This window comes from Collimonas pratensis (genome assembly GCF_001584185.1).
GTDB lineage: Bacteria > Pseudomonadota > Gammaproteobacteria > Burkholderiales > Burkholderiaceae_D > Collimonas > Collimonas pratensis.
The window spans coordinates 4,199,892-4,218,545 of record NZ_CP013234.1; the positions used below are offsets into that span (position 1 = coordinate 4,199,892).

At 56.2% G+C, this 18,654-nt stretch carries 18 protein-coding genes; 5 read left to right on the forward strand and 13 right to left on the reverse strand.

Annotation, left to right across the window (positions count from 1 at the left end; translation table 11 throughout):
* Positions 1-65: 65 nt before the first annotated feature.
* From CPter91_RS26645 to CPter91_RS18655, 3 genes are all read left to right on the forward strand, one after another.
* Entirely contained in the window at positions 66-365 is a 300-nt protein-coding gene (locus CPter91_RS26645) for a hypothetical protein (RefSeq protein WP_150119749.1), read from the forward strand.
* A gap of 66 nt (positions 366-431) precedes the next feature.
* Positions 432-797 (forward strand): hypothetical protein, encoded by a 366-nt coding sequence (locus tag CPter91_RS18650; RefSeq protein WP_061942788.1) that lies wholly within the window; start codon positions 432-434, stop codon positions 795-797.
* Positions 798-922: 125 nt separating this feature from the next.
* Positions 923-1,708: a hypothetical protein gene (locus CPter91_RS18655; protein ID WP_061942790.1), complete on the forward strand. Its 786-nt coding sequence runs from the start codon at positions 923-925 to the stop codon at positions 1,706-1,708.
* Between the two features lie 298 nt (positions 1,709-2,006).
* Here the strand turns inward: CPter91_RS18655 and CPter91_RS18660 are convergent, their stop codons facing one another.
* The 4 genes from CPter91_RS18660 to CPter91_RS18675 all read right to left on the reverse strand — a co-directional run bounded on the left by CPter91_RS18660 (position 2,007) and on the right by CPter91_RS18675 (position 8,405).
* Complete coding sequence (locus CPter91_RS18660; RefSeq protein WP_061946405.1) at positions 2,007-3,443, reverse strand: IS1182 family transposase; 1,437 nt, start codon at positions 3,441-3,443, stop codon at positions 2,007-2,009.
* Between the two features lie 1,094 nt (positions 3,444-4,537).
* Positions 4,538-6,754: a polysaccharide biosynthesis tyrosine autokinase gene (locus CPter91_RS18665; RefSeq protein WP_061942791.1), complete on the reverse strand. Its 2,217-nt coding sequence runs from the start codon at positions 6,752-6,754 to the stop codon at positions 4,538-4,540.
* A 101-nt stretch (positions 6,755-6,855) separates the two neighbouring features.
* On the reverse strand, positions 6,856-7,293 hold the full coding sequence (locus CPter91_RS18670; protein ID WP_061942793.1) for a low molecular weight protein-tyrosine-phosphatase: 438 nt from the start codon (positions 7,291-7,293) through the stop codon (positions 6,856-6,858).
* Positions 7,290-8,405, reverse strand: coding sequence for a polysaccharide biosynthesis/export family protein (locus CPter91_RS18675; protein ID WP_236905857.1), 1,116 nt, complete (start codon positions 8,403-8,405; stop codon positions 7,290-7,292). Before CPter91_RS18675 ends, CPter91_RS18670 begins: the two co-directional genes overlap by 4 nt.
* Before the next feature lie 428 nt (positions 8,406-8,833).
* Here CPter91_RS18675 and CPter91_RS18680 point away from each other — a divergent pair, with 428 nt between their 5' ends.
* Positions 8,834-10,477, forward strand: coding sequence for a diguanylate cyclase domain-containing protein (locus tag CPter91_RS18680; RefSeq protein ID WP_082793001.1), 1,644 nt, complete (start codon positions 8,834-8,836; stop codon positions 10,475-10,477).
* Positions 10,478-10,533: 56 nt separating this feature from the next.
* Here CPter91_RS18680 and CPter91_RS18685 read toward each other — a convergent pair whose 3' ends face one another.
* Complete coding sequence (locus tag CPter91_RS18685) at positions 10,534-10,971, reverse strand: surface-adhesin E family protein (protein ID WP_061942798.1); 438 nt, start codon at positions 10,969-10,971, stop codon at positions 10,534-10,536.
* Positions 10,972-11,139: 168 nt separating this feature from the next.
* A complete protein-coding gene (locus CPter91_RS18690) occupies positions 11,140-11,430 on the reverse strand; it encodes a PsiF family protein (protein ID WP_061942800.1) in 291 nt (96 codons plus the stop codon).
* A 245-nt stretch (positions 11,431-11,675) separates the two neighbouring features.
* Between CPter91_RS18690 and CPter91_RS26650 the strand changes: the two genes are divergently transcribed.
* Positions 11,676-11,879 carry a hypothetical protein gene (locus CPter91_RS26650; protein ID WP_150119750.1) on the forward strand — a complete coding sequence of 68 codons (204 nt, stop codon included), beginning with the start codon at positions 11,676-11,678 and terminating at the stop codon, positions 11,877-11,879.
* Positions 11,880-12,273: 394 nt separating this feature from the next.
* Here the strand turns inward: CPter91_RS26650 and CPter91_RS18695 are convergent, their stop codons facing one another.
* The 7 genes from CPter91_RS18695 to CPter91_RS18725 form a co-directional block, all read right to left on the reverse strand.
* Positions 12,274-12,528 (reverse strand): hypothetical protein, encoded by a 255-nt coding sequence (locus CPter91_RS18695; RefSeq protein WP_061942801.1) that lies wholly within the window; start codon positions 12,526-12,528, stop codon positions 12,274-12,276.
* A gap of 104 nt (positions 12,529-12,632) precedes the next feature.
* Positions 12,633-13,640: a 2-dehydropantoate 2-reductase gene (locus CPter91_RS18700; protein WP_061942803.1), complete on the reverse strand. Its 1,008-nt coding sequence runs from the start codon at positions 13,638-13,640 to the stop codon at positions 12,633-12,635.
* Complete coding sequence (locus tag CPter91_RS18705) at positions 13,640-14,095, reverse strand: Mpo1 family 2-hydroxy fatty acid dioxygenase (RefSeq protein ID WP_061942805.1); 456 nt, start codon at positions 14,093-14,095, stop codon at positions 13,640-13,642. The genes CPter91_RS18700 and CPter91_RS18705 overlap by 1 nt, the downstream gene beginning before the upstream one ends.
* A gap of 38 nt (positions 14,096-14,133) precedes the next feature.
* Complete coding sequence (locus CPter91_RS18710) at positions 14,134-14,901, reverse strand: helix-turn-helix transcriptional regulator (protein ID WP_061942807.1); 768 nt, start codon at positions 14,899-14,901, stop codon at positions 14,134-14,136.
* 212 nt (positions 14,902-15,113) lie between these two features.
* A complete protein-coding gene (locus tag CPter91_RS18715) occupies positions 15,114-16,061 on the reverse strand; it encodes a cupin-like domain-containing protein (protein ID WP_061942809.1) in 948 nt (315 codons plus the stop codon).
* Positions 16,062-16,161: 100 nt separating this feature from the next.
* Positions 16,162-17,424, reverse strand: a complete 1,263-nt coding sequence (locus CPter91_RS18720) for a hypothetical protein (RefSeq protein WP_061942811.1) — start codon at positions 17,422-17,424, stop codon at positions 16,162-16,164.
* 309 nt (positions 17,425-17,733) lie between these two features.
* On the reverse strand, positions 17,734-18,639 hold the full coding sequence (locus CPter91_RS18725) for a LysR family transcriptional regulator (protein ID WP_061942813.1): 906 nt from the start codon (positions 18,637-18,639) through the stop codon (positions 17,734-17,736).
* Positions 18,640-18,654: the final 15 nt, after the last annotated feature.

An 18,654-nucleotide genomic window follows, 5' to 3' on the forward strand; every position in this document is an offset into this window, starting at 1 on the left:
AATGGTGTGTTTAAAAAACATTCATGTTAGATTGGCGTTTTCGAACATTCAACACGAAAGCTGCCATGAAACGCGGACTTTGGCCCACAGTTTGGTTGCTCGTTGTCGCAGTGCTCGCGGCTGTTGTTGCAGCTATTTCAGGGTTGAGATTCTGGTGGGCATTTCTGATCGTGGTAGTGGCAATCCTAATCAACGGTTGGGCGGCAACACTTGAAGACGATCTCCCTGGAGGGTTCAATAGCCCAGACGGAACTCATGCGCCGAGATATGCAATTGTCACGGGCTGGATAATTCGCATTCTTGGGATTTTACTTATGCTTTCGTGTCTTGCAGCTCTTGGTGCCTATTTCTTTGAATCTCAATAACAGACATGAAGCTGCGCGACGACAGGCAGTAATCAGCGGCCAGCAACGGTCATTCGAATTTCGAAAATGAACATAGAAAATATCCTTAAACAAATCGACAAAAATACTCAGCCAGATGTTGGTGCATTTGACTTGGCATTGGCTTCGCATGGTGGTCCCCGAAACGCGTTCTGTGATAGCTTCGCCAAAATGGTGGCGGAGCGCTATCTAGATAATTCGTTGGATTTCGACATAGCAGACTGTGCAATAAACTGTTTGTCTTCCTGGGCACGCCTTGAGAAATTTTCGGAATTTTCGTGGGCCATATATAGAGCATTTGACGAAGGTGAATACTTGCACCCTGGGCAACCCCCTGGTACGAATGAAGAGTTGTACACCAGACCTATGCTTCGCAAGGCAATGAGTGAAATTTCATTGAAATCGGGCAGTTAATTTCCACTATCGGCCAAAAGCAGCTATCCGATCAACCTGTGAATCTGGTATATCAATGTCAATTATTCGATGTTCGGAAATACATACAACCGACATAGCAAACCTTATCGGATCAGGAAAGTTATATGAGTAAAGCAAGTGGACTGCGGATACTTAAATTGATCGGATTAATATCGCTCTTGGCGGCCAGTATGCATGCAAGTGCAGGATTCTTTGGCTTCGGTGGCGATAGCTGGAAAGAAGAAGTGCTGCTGCATGACGGACAAAAGCTGATCGTGGAACGGTCCCAAAGCTACGGGGGGCGTCATGAAATTGGTCAGCCATCTCCAGTCAAAGAGGAGTCAATTTCTTTCATCCTGCCTAATACCAATAAATCTATCGTATGGACGGAGGAAATAAACAATGAACCCGGGAGTGCAAGTCTAGGATTGTTGGCGATAGATGTCGTTCATGGTACGCCCTATATGGTCACGGTTCCTGTTGGTTGCACCTCTTTCAATAAATGGGGACGTCCCAATCCGCCTTACGTGATCTTCAAATATGAGGGCCAAGCTTGGGAAAAAATACCGTTGAACGAACTACCTCTGGAAATCAAAGAAGCCAATGTTATTAGCAATGTACAAGATCACGGGCATGAACTTAACTCTCATTCGGGAGTGGTTTCAGCCAGTGAAATCAAGGAAATAAATGGGTTCTATCGTCAGGAAGTATTGCATCTGAAAGTGTTTGTTAGGACGCCATTTGACTCGTTGGATCAAGGATGCCCAGTGCTGGTTCGAATAAAAGGTGGATGGCAATCGGCGGGAGGTGCTAAAGCACCTTTTCCTATTACCACACCTAACTCACCAGATGAGTTTCAACGGCTCATCCCCGTTGTCCCGCCACAGTCTAGCGATGAAAAAAAGAATTGAATGACTGCAATTCTAAAATTTGGCAGATGTATCGCCTATTGGTCAACGCGGCGGTTAGCGCAATGCTTACAGTGAACGACCGCTATCAATATAGCGGCTACTTCCGCTTTGGGTCGAGGCTGTGTAAAAACGCAAAATCATTTCTCAGGTGAGCGCGTTCGTCTTCGATCCAATTTGGAAACGAACCTGCACGTAAAACATTAGCACGGAGCACGGCGACAAAAAAAATATTTAACGGCTGCGAAAGGCCTGCTCAATTAGCAGGAACAATATCTCGTAGAGATGCAAAAAAAGGCCGTCAGGCCCTCATGGCTGCAATCAATCGATGAGTACCCAGTATTGCCATGATCCGTTTCAGATTGTAAGCCAGTACGTGCAAGCTCATTTCAGTACTCACCCGTGGGAGTGACCTGGTCAGGAAGTGCGTTGCACCCATCCATGCCTTGAGCGTGCCAAATGGATGCTCGACGGTCTGCCGGCGTAAGCGGGCAGGATTGGGCCAGACATTTAAGCGCCGCTGCATTCGCTCAAGTACATCCTCATGTTCCCAACGGGCGATACGCCGATTGGTGCCGGTAGTACATTGCGCCTTGATTGGGCATGCCGGGCAGGCAGACGACCAATATTTATGCCACCGCAACCCGTGTTCGATTGTTGTGAAACGCCAGATAGCTCGTTGTCCGGCCGGACACTGGTACTCGTCGCTTTGCGCCAGATAAATGAAATCCGTTTTATCGAAGAGGCCTTGTGCCCGGTTGCCCGAAGTCAGAGGTTTCGGTACCAGCGGCGTCACGCCAAGCTTCTCGCATGCGAGAATTTCCGCTCCGCTGAAATAGCCGCGGTCCGCGACCACAGTCAAATCTTGCTTTCCGATTGCGTTTTGCGCTTGTGCCGCCATCGACGCTAGCTGCGTTCGATCGTGCCCGACATTGGTCACCTCATGCGACACGATCAGATGATTTCTGGTATCGACCGCAGTCTGGACGTTGTAGCCCACCATGCCTGTGCCACGGCCACTCGTGGCCATGGATCTGGCATCCGGATCTGTCAGAGATATTTGCTTATCTGGTGTCTGCTGCAGCTGCTTGTTGATCTCATTGAATCCTTCGATCTGCTTCTTGATGGAGGCAATTTTTTCCTTCAGATGTGAGACGCGGGCCTCAGGCACTAACTCTGGCTGGCGGTCGGCACGATCAAGCTCCTCGAGGTAGCGTGCAATGTTGGCTTCGAGTTGCTCGATTCGTGCCTGAAGCTTCCTGTCGGTGAAGTTCTTGTCGCGATTGTTGACCGCCTTGAATTTACTGCCATCGATGGCGATATCGGCATTGGCAAACAGATCGAGATTGCGACACATCAGAACAAATTGACGACAAACCTTGCTGATCGCTGGCCCGTTGTTCTTGCGGAAGTCGGCAATGGTCTTGAAGTCCGGTGTCAGGCGACTCGTCAACCACATGACCTCGATGTTGCGTTGTGCTTCGCGTTCCAGGCGCCGGCTTGACTGGACACGGTTGAGATAGCCGTAGATATAAATCTTCAGCAGCACGCTGGGATGATAAGACGGCCGTCCGGTCTGCGCTGGCTTCGCGCCACCGAAACCAAGCGATTCAAGATCAAGCGAATCGACAAAGACATCGATGACTCGGACCGGGTTATCTTCACTGACGTAATCCTCGAGCTGCTCTGGTAGCAGGATACTCTGCGTGCGATCCGTTCCCTGGACAAAGCGTTTCATCGAAGCCTCGATCAAATATGCAATGTCGATTTGACGCTTGTATCGAGAAATAGTTTACTAACTGGATGCGTTTTCACACAGCCTCGGTCGTTTACTGCCTGTCGCAACACACATCAGTCAGCTATTTACGAACTGCGTGACGAACAGGACGATGACTCCGGATCAACCTATTTGATTGAAAAATTAGACGTCGATGTGGAATTGCATCTCCATTTGCTCCATTTATGTAACGTGGGTTGATCCGAGATTATACTGGACGCAATATGTGCTGCGCGCATATCAGCCGCCTTGCTAGATAATCACCAACCGCAAAATGAGTCAATTCGGCACACAAATCTACACCCCGCGCGCAGTCATCCATCCACCACGCCTGCCCGCTAAATAGCTCGCTTCCGACTCAAATTTTTGGAAGTGACGCACATAGGAAAAACCAACCGTCTGAGGGCCATAATGCGTCGAAAAAAAGTGACGCAAAATGACGCGCCTGTAGGGGTAAAAATGAGCTCTTGGCGTGGGCGATGAAAAGCTGATTTTAGGTTTGACCTCGGGGAAAAGGTAACCTTGGTAACCTACCCTGTTTTCCGTTTGTAAGCACCTGATTTATATAGGTTTAGGTGGTTACCTTTGAAAGGTAATCTTTCGTAACCTTAAAGGTAACTTATATCTAAGTCATTGATATATATAACTATTATTTTTTATCTATATTACCTTCTATTATGGTAACCATGTTACCCCGATGTTACTCCGAAGTTACCTTTTATCGAAACCTGCAAAGCCTTATGTTGCAAGGCTTTGCGGCCGATTTTCAAAAAAAGTTACCAATGTTACCGTTTTCCCGAGGGGTCCCCTTGAACTAACGAGACAATTAGATCTGCGTTGCTATACTTGGCCGAAATATGAATTTGTTTCGAAATAGCGACAAACCTTCAGCATCTCTGGCCGCACTTTTCAAAATTATTTTCACCATCCCCACTCTTTACAAATTAAATAAGTAACCCATTGATTTTAAACAGAATCAATTTCCTCTCTCCGGCACCAGTTTCACCAAAAAACATGCTTCCGTCTTGATTGCCGATAGAACAAGAGTCGCTTGCTCAATAGACATACTTCTCCTGCCGATAGCGGCCGTCGCGCGTACCGTAGCGGCTGGAACGCAGCTTGACGTCATTGAGCACCACTCCCTGCGATGAGATACCTGCCTGAGCCAGGCGTTTCAAGGCTTCCTTGATCGCTCCCGTGCCGCTGACTTCCGCCCGTGCAATCAATAGAACCGTTGCGGCATGTGCGGCGGCAATCACCGCATCGGAAACCGCCAGCACCGGCGGCGTGTCGATCAGGACGTAATCGTAATTGGCGGAAAGCGATTCAAGCAGCTTGCCGAAATTCTGATGCGACAGCAATTCCGCCGGTTTGAGCGGCAGCTGGCCGGTGGAAATGAAGCTGACGTTTTCCAGCAACTCCTTGTGCAGTACCTGGTCTATGTCCTCGCTGGCCGTGATCAGGTCTGACAGGCCGTTGCCGCGCTCCAGTCCGAAATACTGGTGCAGATAACCCTTGCGTAAATCCGCATCGATCAGCAACACTTTCTTGCCTGCGGCTGCCAGCACGGCGGCAAAATTGGCGGCAACAAAGGATTTCCCCAGGCCAGGCGTGGGGCCGGTAATCAGCACGACATTATTGCGCGACTCCAGCATCGAAAACTGCAAGGCCGTGCGCAGGCCGCGCAAGCCTTCGACCGCCATGTCGGTAGGAAAATTTTGCGCCAGCACGGAAATCGATGGTGCCTTGGCATGTATTTTCTGGAACAGCTGTTCCTGCTTTTTACTACGGGGAATCGACGCGAACACGGTCACGCCCAGCGCCTCTTCGATTTCAAAAGCATCGCTGACGCCGTCGAACACGAGCTTTTTGACGATGGCGCACAGCATGCCCGCAAACAGCCCCAGCGCCATCGACAGCAGCACAATGACAGAACGATGCGGCTTGAGCGGATGCTCAGGCACCAGCGCCGGATCGATGATGCGTACATTGCCGACCTTGCCCGCCTTCACCAGACGCAGCTGCTGCGCCGAATTCAACAAGGCCGTGTACAGATCGGTGTTGACCTTGACGTCGCGGTTGAGGCGAAACAAGTTCTGTTCCAACAACGGCAAACGCTTGATCTGGGCGGAATATTTCTGCAGTTCGTCGTTGATGTCGGCGATCTGGCGGTTGATCCCGATCACCGCCTGATGGTCGCTCGTAAAGCCGATCAGCAAGCTTTCTCTTTTCTGCTTCAGTTCGATCAGCCTGGTCTGCGCCGCCACGTTCTGCTGCAGCATCAGCTTAGATTCCTCGCCCAGATTGATCGTGCTGCTGCTGTTGCGGAATTGGTTGTATTTATTCTCGGACTGTTCCAGCTCTGCCCGCAGCTCCGGCAACTTCTTGTCGAGGAAAGCCAGCGTCTGCTCTGCCTCTTCCGATTTCCTGGCGACATTCTGGCGCACGTAATCGAGGCCGATGCCGTTCAGGGTGCGAGCAATCAGTTCGGGATCATGGCCCTGCAGGCTGATGTTCAAGATGCCGGAACCTTTGCCTTTTTCCACGATGGTCATGGATTTCTGCAGCTCGGCGACAGTCTGCATGCGCGATGCATGGCGCAAGATGAACTTGGCTCCTGGCTTGCCATTCAGTGCAGCGACCTTGAGTACGATATTGCCTTCGCCGATCGCAATATTCAATTCCTTGCCAACTTCACCTTCCAGCACTATCTGATGGGCATTCTGGCGCAAGATGAAATGACCCGGCGCGGTTACCGTCAGCACGAAGTCCTGATCGTCCAGCGATTTCGGAATCTCAAAGCGCGCCACTTCGATTTTCTCAGCGCCCCAAGCGTAACCGCCGTATCCGAACAAGCCTGGCGTAGACAGTTGATCCTGGCCGGAAGCGATCCAGGAACCGATCAAGGGAAAATACCTGGCGCGTGCAAACACGTTCAAACGCAGGCTGTCCACTGCCTGCGAGGCCAGGGTGCGCGAACGCAGAATCTCGATTTCGGCGGCGGAATCGGCCTTCACATCCACCAGCGACGATAGCGACGACAGGCTGCCCAGCAAGTTCTTGGAGGTATTCGGACTGTCTTCCACCTGGACCAGCAGATCGGTGCTGTAGACCGGCTTGGCGATCAGCGCATAGCCGGCTCCCAGCAGGCTGGCAATCAGGAAAATGCTGATCACCAGCCAGCGATGGTCAGAGATTGCATCGAGAAAAGTGACGAAGCTGAACTCGTCGGCCGAAGAATCGTCTGCCGCGGAATGTTGTTGGGCGTTCATGTTAGATCTGTTTTTCTATAGAAGTGGTTGCTACTTTCTTGAAGAAAGATGCAACAGGCATTGCCGTCTCATGTAAAAGAACATGGGCGGATGCAAGCCTGTCAGCCGATTTGCACGATTTTCCTGGCCAGCTCGGCCATGCCTTGCGAAATCAGGCGGTAGGTTTGCCGAAAGCTGCTCATGTCTTGCTGATAAGGATCGGGGATATCGAAATCGCCAAACTCGCCGCTGCGCAGGACCTTGCCTTTGGCTGCGGGATAATTTTTTTCGATATAGCGTTTCTGCTCGGTATCCATGGTCAGGATCAAATCGGCTTCGCGCACCATGCGGTCGGTCAGCCTTTGCGCCCGGTGGCCGCTGATGTCGATGCCCTGCTCCTGCATGATCTGGATCGAATGCGGATCGGCGGGATAGCCGACCAGGGCGTCGATGCCGGCAGAACGGATCGTCTTGTCCGGAAAAGCCTTGTGCAGCAAGCCCTGCGCCATCGGGCTGCGACAGATATTGCCGATGCAGATCACCAGGAGGTTATTCATCATTTCCCCGCCTGCACCGCACTGGTGACCGACTGTGCGCTAGGAATGACCAGGCTCACCACGCGCGACCAGAGCGCCAGCGGCGCGGCATCGACGTACACCACATCCCTGGCCTTCAGCTGGAAATTATTGGCCAGCACGAAAGCTGCCGGCGAGCGCGCGTCCAGGTGAAACACCTGAGGCTGCGCCGTATCGCCGGCCGCGCCGCGCACCACGTAGACCTGGCGGGCGTCGCTGGTCAGTGGATTCAAGCCGCCGGCTTCGCCCAGCGCCTCGCCCAGCGTCATGCGGCCGTCGCGCAAGGCCAGCGTGAGCGGACGCGTTACCTCGCCCAGCACGAACACCTTGCTGTCGGCGCGCGCAAAGACCCGCACCGCATCGCCGTTGGCCAGCAGGATACCGCCGGCCGGCCCCATTCCCCGGCTGATCAGCAACGGCAGGTCGATCCTGTAATTCGCACCGTTGCGCGTCACCTCGATCTGGCTGGCGTCGCCGCCCTCCAGCACGCCGCCGGCGCGGCTCAACGCTTCCGCCAGCGTCATCGGGATATCGTTGATTGCCTGTATCCCTGGCGTCTTGACTTCGCCGCTCAAATACACGCGCTGGCTGCGATAAGCCTGCACACGCAGGGTCAGGTTTGGCTTTTTAAAGTACTGTCCGAGTTTTGCGGTCAGCACATCGCGTGCTTGCGACTCCGTCAGACCTGCCAACTTGAGCAGCCCGGCATAGGGAAACTGCACCATGCCGTTCTGGTCAACCACGAAGCCAGGCGCGGTGCTGCCCTCGGCGCTTGCTGCCGTCGCCTGGGCCGCGGCCATGGCCGGCGCAGCCAGTTCCGGGTGGTCCCAGACGATGATGGATAGGATGTCGCCATTGCCGATCAGATAGGGCGCCGAGGCCTTCATCAGCGGCGTCAGGTCGGGGCCGCTGCTCTGCTGCACCAAAGCTTTCTCCTCGCGCACCAGTTCCGGCGTGATGGTTTTGAATGCGGCGGCGCCGTGGTTGCCGCCTTCCTCGGAAGCGGCTTGCTCCATGCGCATCCCCGGCACCGTGACGCAAGCAGTGAGGAGCAATAGCGAGGCAAGGACGGTCCAGCGCTGGAGGTGTTTTTTCAAGTTAAATGACATATTGTTTTCAATCTGCTGCAAATAAAATCGCTTCGGTCCGCAACAGCGGGACCTGTGCGTTGAAACCGATGGCGTCGCTGTTGGCTGCGCTCTTGGCGTGCAGCAAGACTGTTCACGGATTCACGCATGAATACGGTATTAGCGAGATCTCACGATTCCAGGCCACTGCCCGGGAAAGCGCCGGCTGTCTGGTGCATATCCATTACAGCGAGCTCTATGCTAGATAAGCAGGTAACGAATGTATGTAGGGTAAATCCGGTATAGGGCAATGACTTCCCCGATTGGAGGCACCCGGATCGGCTCATCCGGGCAACGGCAACCCGCTGCGCCAGCGGGCGAGAAATGCCTTGCCGCAACAATGCAGCTTTAAAACCACAGCTGCGTTAGGCGACAGCGGATTTCTGTATCATTCCCTCATGCCAATGTTCCAAAGCATCAAGTTCCGCCTGATTGGCCTCGGTATCCTGATTATCGTGGCCGGCATCGGCTTGCGCCTGTTTTTTGCCTTGCCCTTCGCCCAAGGATTGCTCAGGGATGAAGTTGCAGCTCAGCAATTTTCGATGGCATCGTATGTCGCCCGCGACATCGACCACAGCATCCAGGCGCGCCGCGCGCTGCTGACCGAACTGAGTTCGGCGCTGCCGCCGGCGCTGCTATCGCAACCGCAACAGCTGACGGCCTGGCTGCGCGAACGGCAGCGCATCAATCCCTTGTTCAACAGCGGTTTGCTAGTGGTGCCGCCGGACGGTAAGGGCGTGCTGGCGCAGTATCCAACGGTGCCCGGGCGCGAGGAGCTGCTCTTTTCCGCGAGCGACTGGTTCCGCGCGGCGCTACATGCCGACACCCCGGTGATGGGGCGGCCGAAGCGCGGGCGCGCCATTCACGAACCGATCCTGGTGATGGCGGTGCCGGTGCGCAATGCGGCCCGCCAGGTGGTGGCGGTGCTGGCCGGCGTGGTGGTGCTGAACACCCCAGGCTTTCTCGACCGCCTGCAGGAAACCAAACTTGGCGTCAGCGGCGGCTTCCTGCTGGTGTCGCCGGCCGACAAGCTGTTCGTCGGCGCCAGCGACCCGGCGATGGTGCTGACGCCGACGCCGCCACCGGGCGTCAACTTGCTGCATGACCGCGCCATGGCCGGCTACCGCGGCACCGGCATCACCATCAACGCCAAGGGTGTGGAAGAGCTGTCGGCGATGGTGACCGTGCCCAGCACCGGCTGGTTCGTGGTGGCGCGCATCCCGACGGCGGAAGTGTTCCATCCGATCAATGCCATGCTCGGTTTCTATCTGCGTAATACCCTGGTGATCCTCGCCGGCATGATCACCCTCATGCTGCTGCTGTTGCCGCGCACCTTGCGGCCACTCACCGACGCTGCCCATGCAATGCGCGACATGGCAGATGGCAAGCGCGCGCTGGCGCCGTTGCCGGTGCAGCGGCGCGACGAGGTCGGTAGCCTGGTGCTGGGTTTCAATTATCTGGTGGAGCGGCTACGCGACAAAGAAGTCGCGCTCAAGGCGAGCGAGGCGCGCATGGCGTTCATGGCGCACCACGATACGCTCACCGGCCTGTGCAACCGAGCCATGCTGGAAGACCGCCTGCAGCAGGCAATGGCGCGCGCGCAGCGCGACGGTTCGCATTTTGCGCTGCTGTTTTGCGATCTGGATAATTTCAAGCCGATCAACGATGCCTTCGGACACGAGGCCGGCGACGCCATCCTGCGTCAGGTGGCGGCGCGCTTGCTGGATGAGCGCCGCAGCACCGATACTGTAGCGCGCTTGGGGGGCGATGAATTTGTGATCTTGCTGACCGATCTCGGCGATGCGCGCGCAGCGTCGGTCGGCGTCGCCGGTCAATTACTGGCAGCGATCGGCATTCCTTTCAACGTCGACGGGCGGCTGTTCGAGCTAAGCGCGTCGATCGGCATTGCCTTGTATACGCAGGCCGGGATTTCCACTTCGCAGCTGATGTCGCAGGCCGATATCGCCATGTATCAGGCCAAGCGTGCAGGAAAGAATGAATTCTGTGTCTTCGACGAGACGCTGGAGCCCTTCCGCGTCTAGCGCGGGGGCCGGTGTATGGCCGGCCGGGTGAGCACTCTTGCCCACCCTACGGTTGATTACTTGGCAGGAGCTGGCTTGCCGTCCAGCGGGAAGTTGCAGACGAAATTCATCATCACTTCGGCCACTGAGCCGGCGGCCGGTTTCACAAACGTGGCGCCTTTCAGGGCGTCGCTATGATCCACCTTGGCGCCGGCGCCATCCAATTCAGCGAACAGAATCTCTTTGCTCAGGCGCAGGGTCTTGGCCTTGCAATTGTATTGGGTGAAATCCTGGTAGGACTGGAAAGTCGCCAGCGCCTTGGGATCGCCGTCGTTCTTGCGCGGCTCCTTGAAGTTCCACATCGACCATGCTTCGCGGATGCCATTGCTTTCCTTGATCGATGCCTGGTCCAGCTTCAGCTCGGAAGTATCGCTGGAACCGACGGATTGCCAGTCGGCGGCGTTGGCCACGACGCAAGCGAGGCCGAGAGTCAGGGTGAGCGCTAATTTTTTCATGTGGTTTTCCTTATAAGGTGCGTGCAGGGTTCGACTTTGCATAGTAAACATTAATTCCCGCTGCGAGGCGGCAAATTGGTAACAAAATGAAAATCAAAAAAGCCCCGTACCAGACGGGGCTTTTTCTTGCGGCGCCGATGCGGCGCCGCGGATCGCCTTGAGCCGGTCTTAACCCTTAGGTTTCGACAGGCATTGCTTCATGAATGCCTTGCGGTCGTCGCCCTTTTTACCGCTGGCGTCGACGTTGCACGACTTCATTTTTTCCTGCTGCGTCATGGGAGCGGCTGCTGCCGGCTTTGTGCTCAGGCAATCTTTCATGAAAGCCTTGCGGTCATCGCCTGCTTTGCCGGCGGCGTCCTTGTTGCAGGTTGCCATCTTGCTTTGCTGCGTATTGGCGGCAAATGCTGGATTAAAAGCAAAGCAACAAGCGAGCAATGCCAGAGCTGACAGTTTTTTCATGGTTTTCTCCGTTTCCGACAGTTGGGTTAGGCCGCCTGACCGAATGCAGTGAGGCTTGCTGCATTACAGCACGAAAATTGTCTGCTGCCAATATGTCAGCTATATACATATGCGGCAACAGCATATGGGCGTGCTTGCTACATCAACGCATGATGATATTCATAAATTGAATGACTCGTATGTGAAACTGAAATTGGATTAGTCATTTCAACATGTCTATACTGCATTGCAACATAGAAGACGAAATGAAAGGGCATATTATGATCTCTCCTCCACTGCCGATGTCGGCACGTTCCATCGCACACAGCATGCAGGCGCAAGCGCGTCTGGACGCACGCAAGTTCAGCAACAAGAGCGCAGTTCAGCAAGAGCCAGGTCTGCTCGACAAGATCCTGGCAATCTGGAGCGCACCGTACAAAAGAATGAGCGGTTCTTTCCTGCGCTTCTGAATCCAGAGCGCCCGCAGTACCGACTAGCCCCGCCGCCTGCGGGGCTTTTTATTGCCTGTAACAAATCTGCCCTCACCAAGTTACCCACAGAAATTGTGCGCAAGCCTGTTGATAACCTCACAGTAAAAAACCAAGTATTTGATTTTCATGAAGTTTTAGTCGCTGCCTATGACAGGGTCGCACGCGCAGCTTATATGTCGCTAAAGCTTCGGCGGAGCCATGCATGCGCTGTACATTTGCCACAGGCAAAAAAAAGCCCGCTCACCTTGCGGTTGCGGGCTGAATCCAAACCTTAGGAGGTGTTGGAGGAGACAGGTGTAACTATATGGCGACGCAGCATGCATGTCTGCTTTATTTACCTGATAACAGATATTCTATATTTATATATCTCTAATCACTTGCGCATGCCATTATGGCCGCGGCAGGCATCTGCGCGCGCCTTGCGCATGGCGCCATCCTTGCAACGCATCACACTGTGCGTGTTCACGCGATTTTTACCATCGTAAAAAGATTCCGGACGGCGGTCATTCCTGGCGTCAGGATGCCCTTCCAACCCCATGCCTGGCTGCGGCCGCCTTGGCTCATCCTGCGCATGCGCAACAGGGGCAATCGCCAGCAACAGCGCCAGCACGCTCAATAGCTTCTTCATATATCGGACCTTTCGTAAGCACTGCATGAACAAAATGGATCACGGATACAACGGCCTAGCTTCGAGCCAATCTACGCCTTTACGTTCACTTCTCCAAGAATTTCTTATCTGATGCGCAATGCCTGATATAGCGCATCCCCCTGCCAAGATGGCAACGCCGCGCCCTCGGCGGCATGGATCAGCGCCGTCATCCGGCGGTTGGCCGGCGCATCCTTGCCCAGTGACTGCGCCAGGCCGACGATTGCGCCGTTCAGGTAATCGACCTCGGTCAGGCGCCCTGCCTGCAGGTCTTCCCACATGGAAGAGCGTGCTTGCGGATCGATTTTCAGCATGGCTGCGGCTACCCGCGTGAAAACCGCATCGGGCAAACGCAACAGCAGCGGCAGCAATTGCGGCGCAACCTTGGCGATTTTTGCCGGACGGATGCCGGCGGCGCGCAGCAACTGCAGCGCTTCCTCGATCAGCAAAGCCAGGCAGCGCCGGTAGGCGCGCTGCGACAGCTGGTTTTTAAGCGGCAGGCCGGACAGCGCATTGACGGCATTGTTGAGGTTCAGCAGCAGCTTGCCCCATTGGACAGCGTCAAAGTCGGCGCAGGGCTGGATCGGCAAATGGACTTGGCTGAAGACGGCTTGCCATGGCGCCAGCGCGGGGCTGGCTTCGATCATCAGCTGGCCGCCGCTGCCGCGATGAAAACGGCTGCCCTCCATCTGCACCACGTTGAACGGCACCATGCCCGCCAATACCTGCCAGCCAGGCAAGGCGCTGCGCAAGGCAGCGGCATTGCCAACGCCATTTTGCAGGCTGACCACCAGCGCCGAAGGCCTCGCGTGCTGCGCAATGACGGCGCCGGCAGCGGCGCTGTCGGCGCTCTTCACCGTGACCAGGATCAGCTGCGCATCCGTCAGCGCGAAAGGATTTTCCTGATAAGGGAAGCCGGCCGCGGCCAGTTGCTGCCGACGGCCCTCGAGATCGCTCAGCAGCACGCCCTGCTCGGCGATCTGCTGGCGCATGCGGGCGCGCCCTATCATGACCACATCGGCGCCGACGGCATGCAGCGAGGCGCCGATATAGACGCCGATCGAACCGGCGCCGAACACCGCGATTCTGGCCATCAATAGGCGATATGCAGGCGGCGGTAGAGGAAGCCCAGCACGAACAGCGGGCCGATCAGCAGAAAGCGCAGGTCATCGAAGAAGGACGGTTTCTTGCCTTCGATCTTGTGGCCGACGAACTGCCCGATCCAGGCCAGCACAAACACCGTGATCGACAGCGGCAGCACCCACTGCGGCGGCAGCACATAGAGCAGCACCAGCATCGCGGCCGACATCAGCAGCATGCCGACGGCCAGCGGCGCCGACAGCGAAAAATAATACAGCATGGCGGCCAACGCGCCGGCCAGCGCCACCCACGGATGGATCGCCCACAGCAAACCCAGCAGCGTGAAGACGATCACCGGTACGCAAATGAAGTGGATCACTTCATTGACCGGATTCAGGTGGCTTTCAGAATATTTGGCAAGCAGGCTGTCGATAGCCCTGCCTGTTTGCGCTTGAGTAGTCTGGTTCATGACGGTCTCCATTCTTGGTATACGACCATCTTAGACCATCATTTTTCCTCTTGCTTGAACGCAATCGCCATCTTTTGCAGTTCCGAGGGCACGACGCCGAAGGTATTACGGAAAGTGCGGCTCATGTGGGCCAGGTCGGCAAAACCGGCGCTATGGGCGGCGTCGGTCATATTGGCGCCGCCGGCGACCGCTTGCACCGCCGCCATCAGGCGCGACCACAGCAGATAGCGCGACAGCGACAACCCGGTCTGCTGCCGGAACAGATGGGTAAAACGACTGGCCGATAAATGCACGCTCGCCGCCAGCGCGGCGCCGTTGAGGGAGTCGCGCGGATGGGTGGCGATGGCGGCGAGCGCCTGGCTGATACGCTGGTCGAAACCAGGCCGCGCAAGCTGGTACAAGCTGCTGCATGCCAGCCAGTCCTGAGTCAGCTGTTCAGCGCGTGGCAAATCAAGCTTGCCATGGCGCGCCAAGGCAAGACTGTCGCGCACCGCCGCGAAACCCGCGGTATTTCCATAGTCGGCCTGCAGCACGCTGTGCGCCGCCGGCGAGCGTTGCGGCAATTCGATGAACAAGTGCGCCAATAGCGTAGATTCGCAATGGATCTGGTGCGGCTGGTTGGATGAAAAAATGGCGGCGCGTGTGGTGGTCCACGGCTGATCGGGCGACAAGCGCGCCTGGAACGGCGCGTCCAGCCCCCAGGTCAGCTGGGTGGCGAAATGCGCGTGGAATTTTGAGTCGATACCGGGACCGATCACCAGTGAGCGGCCGCGCCAGAGAAACAGATGCGCGTGTTGCGTCTTCATCAATCTACTGTCCTCGCAGGAAACCACGCTTGCCGCGGGAAATACGGCGCTAGAATTTATGGCAGGTGCAATTACCCCTGCGTGTAGGGTGGGCACGTTTTTGTGCCCACGCGGATACCGATACAGCGTGGGCACAAAAACGTGCCCACCCTACCTCTTGGCAAGCCATGCAGGAGAGTCTCCTCCTTTACTTGCAGAGGAATCTGAACAACCTAGAATTTATGGCAGGTGCAATTACCCCAGCGGTACAGATGCATTTTGTGGAAGATATGCTTGATCTCGTTCGGCACGCCGCCGAACAAGACTTCCGGCGCCGTCAGGCCAAACACGCCGAGGCTGATCGACGGCTCCAGCGCCACCACCGCATGCCAGGTCCGTTTGGGAATGAACAAGGCATCGCCCGCTTCCACCCTGGCATACAAACCCTGGGTCTTTTCAAATTCCTTGAGCTGCTCAGGCTGCTGATCCAGGCGCGAGATATTGATATCGCTCAGGATCGCACCCCAGTCGAACTTCTGCGAGATGCACATGTGCGGCGTATTCTCCGGCGGGAACAGGATGAACTCCTTGCTGCCGCGCACCTGGCAAAACCAATTATGCGGGAAATCGTAATGTAGCCCGGTGACGGTGTTGGCCGGCCCCATGAACACGTATTCCCAGGTCCAGCGCCAGCCCGGCCACAAATCCTTGATCGAGAAATCGTGGCGCAGCGCCGGGAATTCGTCGAGGATATTCCATTGCGCCAGATACATGCGGTCAGGCTGGAACGATTGCATGTGCGACCAGTCGAGAAAAAATTCCTCTCCGGCCGCCAGCTGGTGGCGCCGGCGGTCCGGCAGCAGGCCGACATCGTCCGCCAATGGCTGCGCGGCCAGTTGCGCCAACTCCTGCAGATAGGGGCCGACCGGCATCACCGGCCGATGCCGGGTCTGGCCCTGCTCCACCAGGCCATTCTGGAATTTCACCTGCGGCGCGCCGCCGTCCTTGTAACGCAGCGCCGCCATCTGTTCGAACGACCAGTTGCGCTGCGCCGGCCAGTTGCGCAATGCCCCTTTCACCAGCAGCGGCCGGGTACGCGCGCCAAAGCCGCCGTCGCGCTGAAGCTGTTCGGCGTCGATCTGGTCGACTAGCTGAAAGGATGGGCCGCGGATCGAAGTCATAGTCAATAAAAAATAAGCGGAAAGAATGGCGGCATGCCGAATCCACTAGTTTAGCAGGATGCACGGCAGATTATTGGCGCCGCGCGAAGCCATGCGGCACTCAGAAATTGCGGATATCGTCCTGGATCATGCGGATCCGGTTGTCGCTGTTGAGGCGGTTGATCAGCTGAGCCTGCGCGGCCTGCCATAGCTGGTCGCGGCCCATCAGATATCCTTCAGTGCGATAGCCGTAGCGGCCGTTGCCCGGCACATCGCCGTAGTAGCTGATCGTGGTGCGGCGGCTTTCAGCCACTTCGTTATAGCGCAGGTCCAGGTTCGGTACCCGGGTTACCGACAGGTCCAGAGTGATCTGCATGGAATTTTCTTCCACCATCACCCTGCGATTGAAACGATAGGTGCGCACCGACGTTGTGCCGTCCTGGTTCTTGACGTCGACGTTCTCGCTCACCGCTTCCACATATTGCCGCACCTTGGGCGGATAGTAGAGATAGGAAGTGTTCAGGTACATGCCGAGATCGGCCGTGCCGCCGCTCTGGTACTGGAAGCGGGTGAAACCAAGATCGAACAGGGCCAGCACGCTGCGGGTGATGTCGCTGTTGGGTTCGTTGCTGCTGACCTGCAGCACCACCGTGCCCATGGCGCGGTATTTGTCGGCCAGCGTTTGCGCATCCTTGTAGGCGCCATGGTCGCGGTAAACTGTATAGGCATTGTAAAAAGCCTGGCTGGCGTCGCGGTACAGGGCGCGGCTGCGCTGCTGGTTGCGCGCCACCAGGTCCTGGCCCTGCCGGTAGAATTCGCCGGCGTCCTGATTGTCGGCGGCGAACTTGTATTTATCGGCCAGCTTGGCGGCGTCTTTGTAGAGACCATATTGTTGAAACGTGTCGGCAGCGGCGGCAAAGCCGATGGCGGCCTGGCGGTTGTCCTTGACGGCGGCCGCAACGCTGGCTTTCAGGTAGTACTGGCCAGCCAGATTTTCGCGCAGCCCTCGTTCGGTGTAGCGATCCGGCAAATCGGTATATTTTGCGTAATAGCTTCTGCTGGCCAGCAAAGTGCGAATTTCCAACAAAGCTGAATAGGCAGCGATTTTCTTGTCGTAATCGCGATCGCCAACACTCCTGATGGTCGATTCATAGCTGGATTCGATAATCCGGAAACGTTCGCGGATACCGTTGCGTTCATCGCTGTCGTCGTAGCCGGCCTTCTTGTATTTATCGTCCAGATAAACAATTGTCGATTTGATACTGGCGATATAGTTACCCTGCTCAAACTGCGAAATCGACGTCGACAAGGAAGCGCAGCCGGCCAGCAGCAAGGCACAGCCGAACAGAAACAAGGCGGATAAGTTAGTCTTGATTTTTTGCATGCAATTTTCCGGTGATGGCGCACGTTGCAGTCATGGCATCGAGCAATGGCAGATCTTAAGCGGAAGCAAAAGCGCGCGCAATCTTTGCGGCTGCTGAAAAAACATGCGGAAAAGGCGGCAGATAAAAAAAGCCCGCCACCTTGCGGCAGCGGGCTAAATATCAACATAGGAGAGGATAGGCTCCGATAGACAACTCATTCTAGTAAGAATCCGCTGCCGCCACACCTGTCACATTTAACAGGTTTACAAATCGGGAATCCTGTCATTCATTTACTAATCGACAATGCGTTTTCGATAGCATTAAAGTAATCATGCCAGCGCCGCAATGGCGTCGCGCAGCCATAGCAAGGCGGGATCGTTCTGATTGCGCGGGTGCCAGCAAGCGAACAGGGAAAATCCGCGCGCCGGGAACGGCAAGGCAAAGCCATCCAGGCGATCGCGATGGCGCTGTAAAAAACGGCTGGGCAAGGTCGCCACATAGTCGCTGTTGCACAACAAGTCCGGCACCAGCGTGAAATTCTGCACGGATAGCATGACCTCGCGCTGCCGTCCCAGCAATTCCAGATGCTCGTCCATGAAACCGTGAAAGCTGCCGCCGCTGGTGGACACCAGCACATGCTTCAGGCCGCAGTACTGATCGAGGTCGAGCGCGCCGATGCCGCGTGGATGGCCTTTGCGCTGTGCCATGACAAAATGCTCATCATAGATTTTCCGCGCTTTCATGACAGCCGGCACCATGCGTTCCGAACCCAGCAGCAGGTCGATCTCCGAGCGTTCCAGCTGCTGCGCCACCTGGCGCTGATCGGCGCTGACGAAAGCGAGCCTGACGCCGTCGCCGGCCAGCTGCGGCAACTGTTCCATCAGGCGCAGGCCGAGCACGGCGGTGGCGTTGTCGTTGGCGGCAATCACGAAGCGGCGGTTGTCCTGCAAGGGATCGAAGGCGGGACGCTGCCTGACCACCGTCTGCAGGTCGCTGAGCGCGGCGTGCAGCGGCGCAATCAAGCCCAGCGCGCGCGCACTCGGGGTCATGCCGCGGCCGCTGTCGGCCGGTATCAGCAAGGGATCATCGAACACCTTGCGCAAGCGCGCCAGCTGGGTCGACACCGCCGGCTGGGTCAGGTGCAGGCGCGCCGCCGCCTTGGTCACATTGCACTCTTCCAGCAGGGCGTCGAGCGACACCAGCAAATTCAAGTCTATCCCGCGAAGATCAATCACATTGATAGGTCCTAT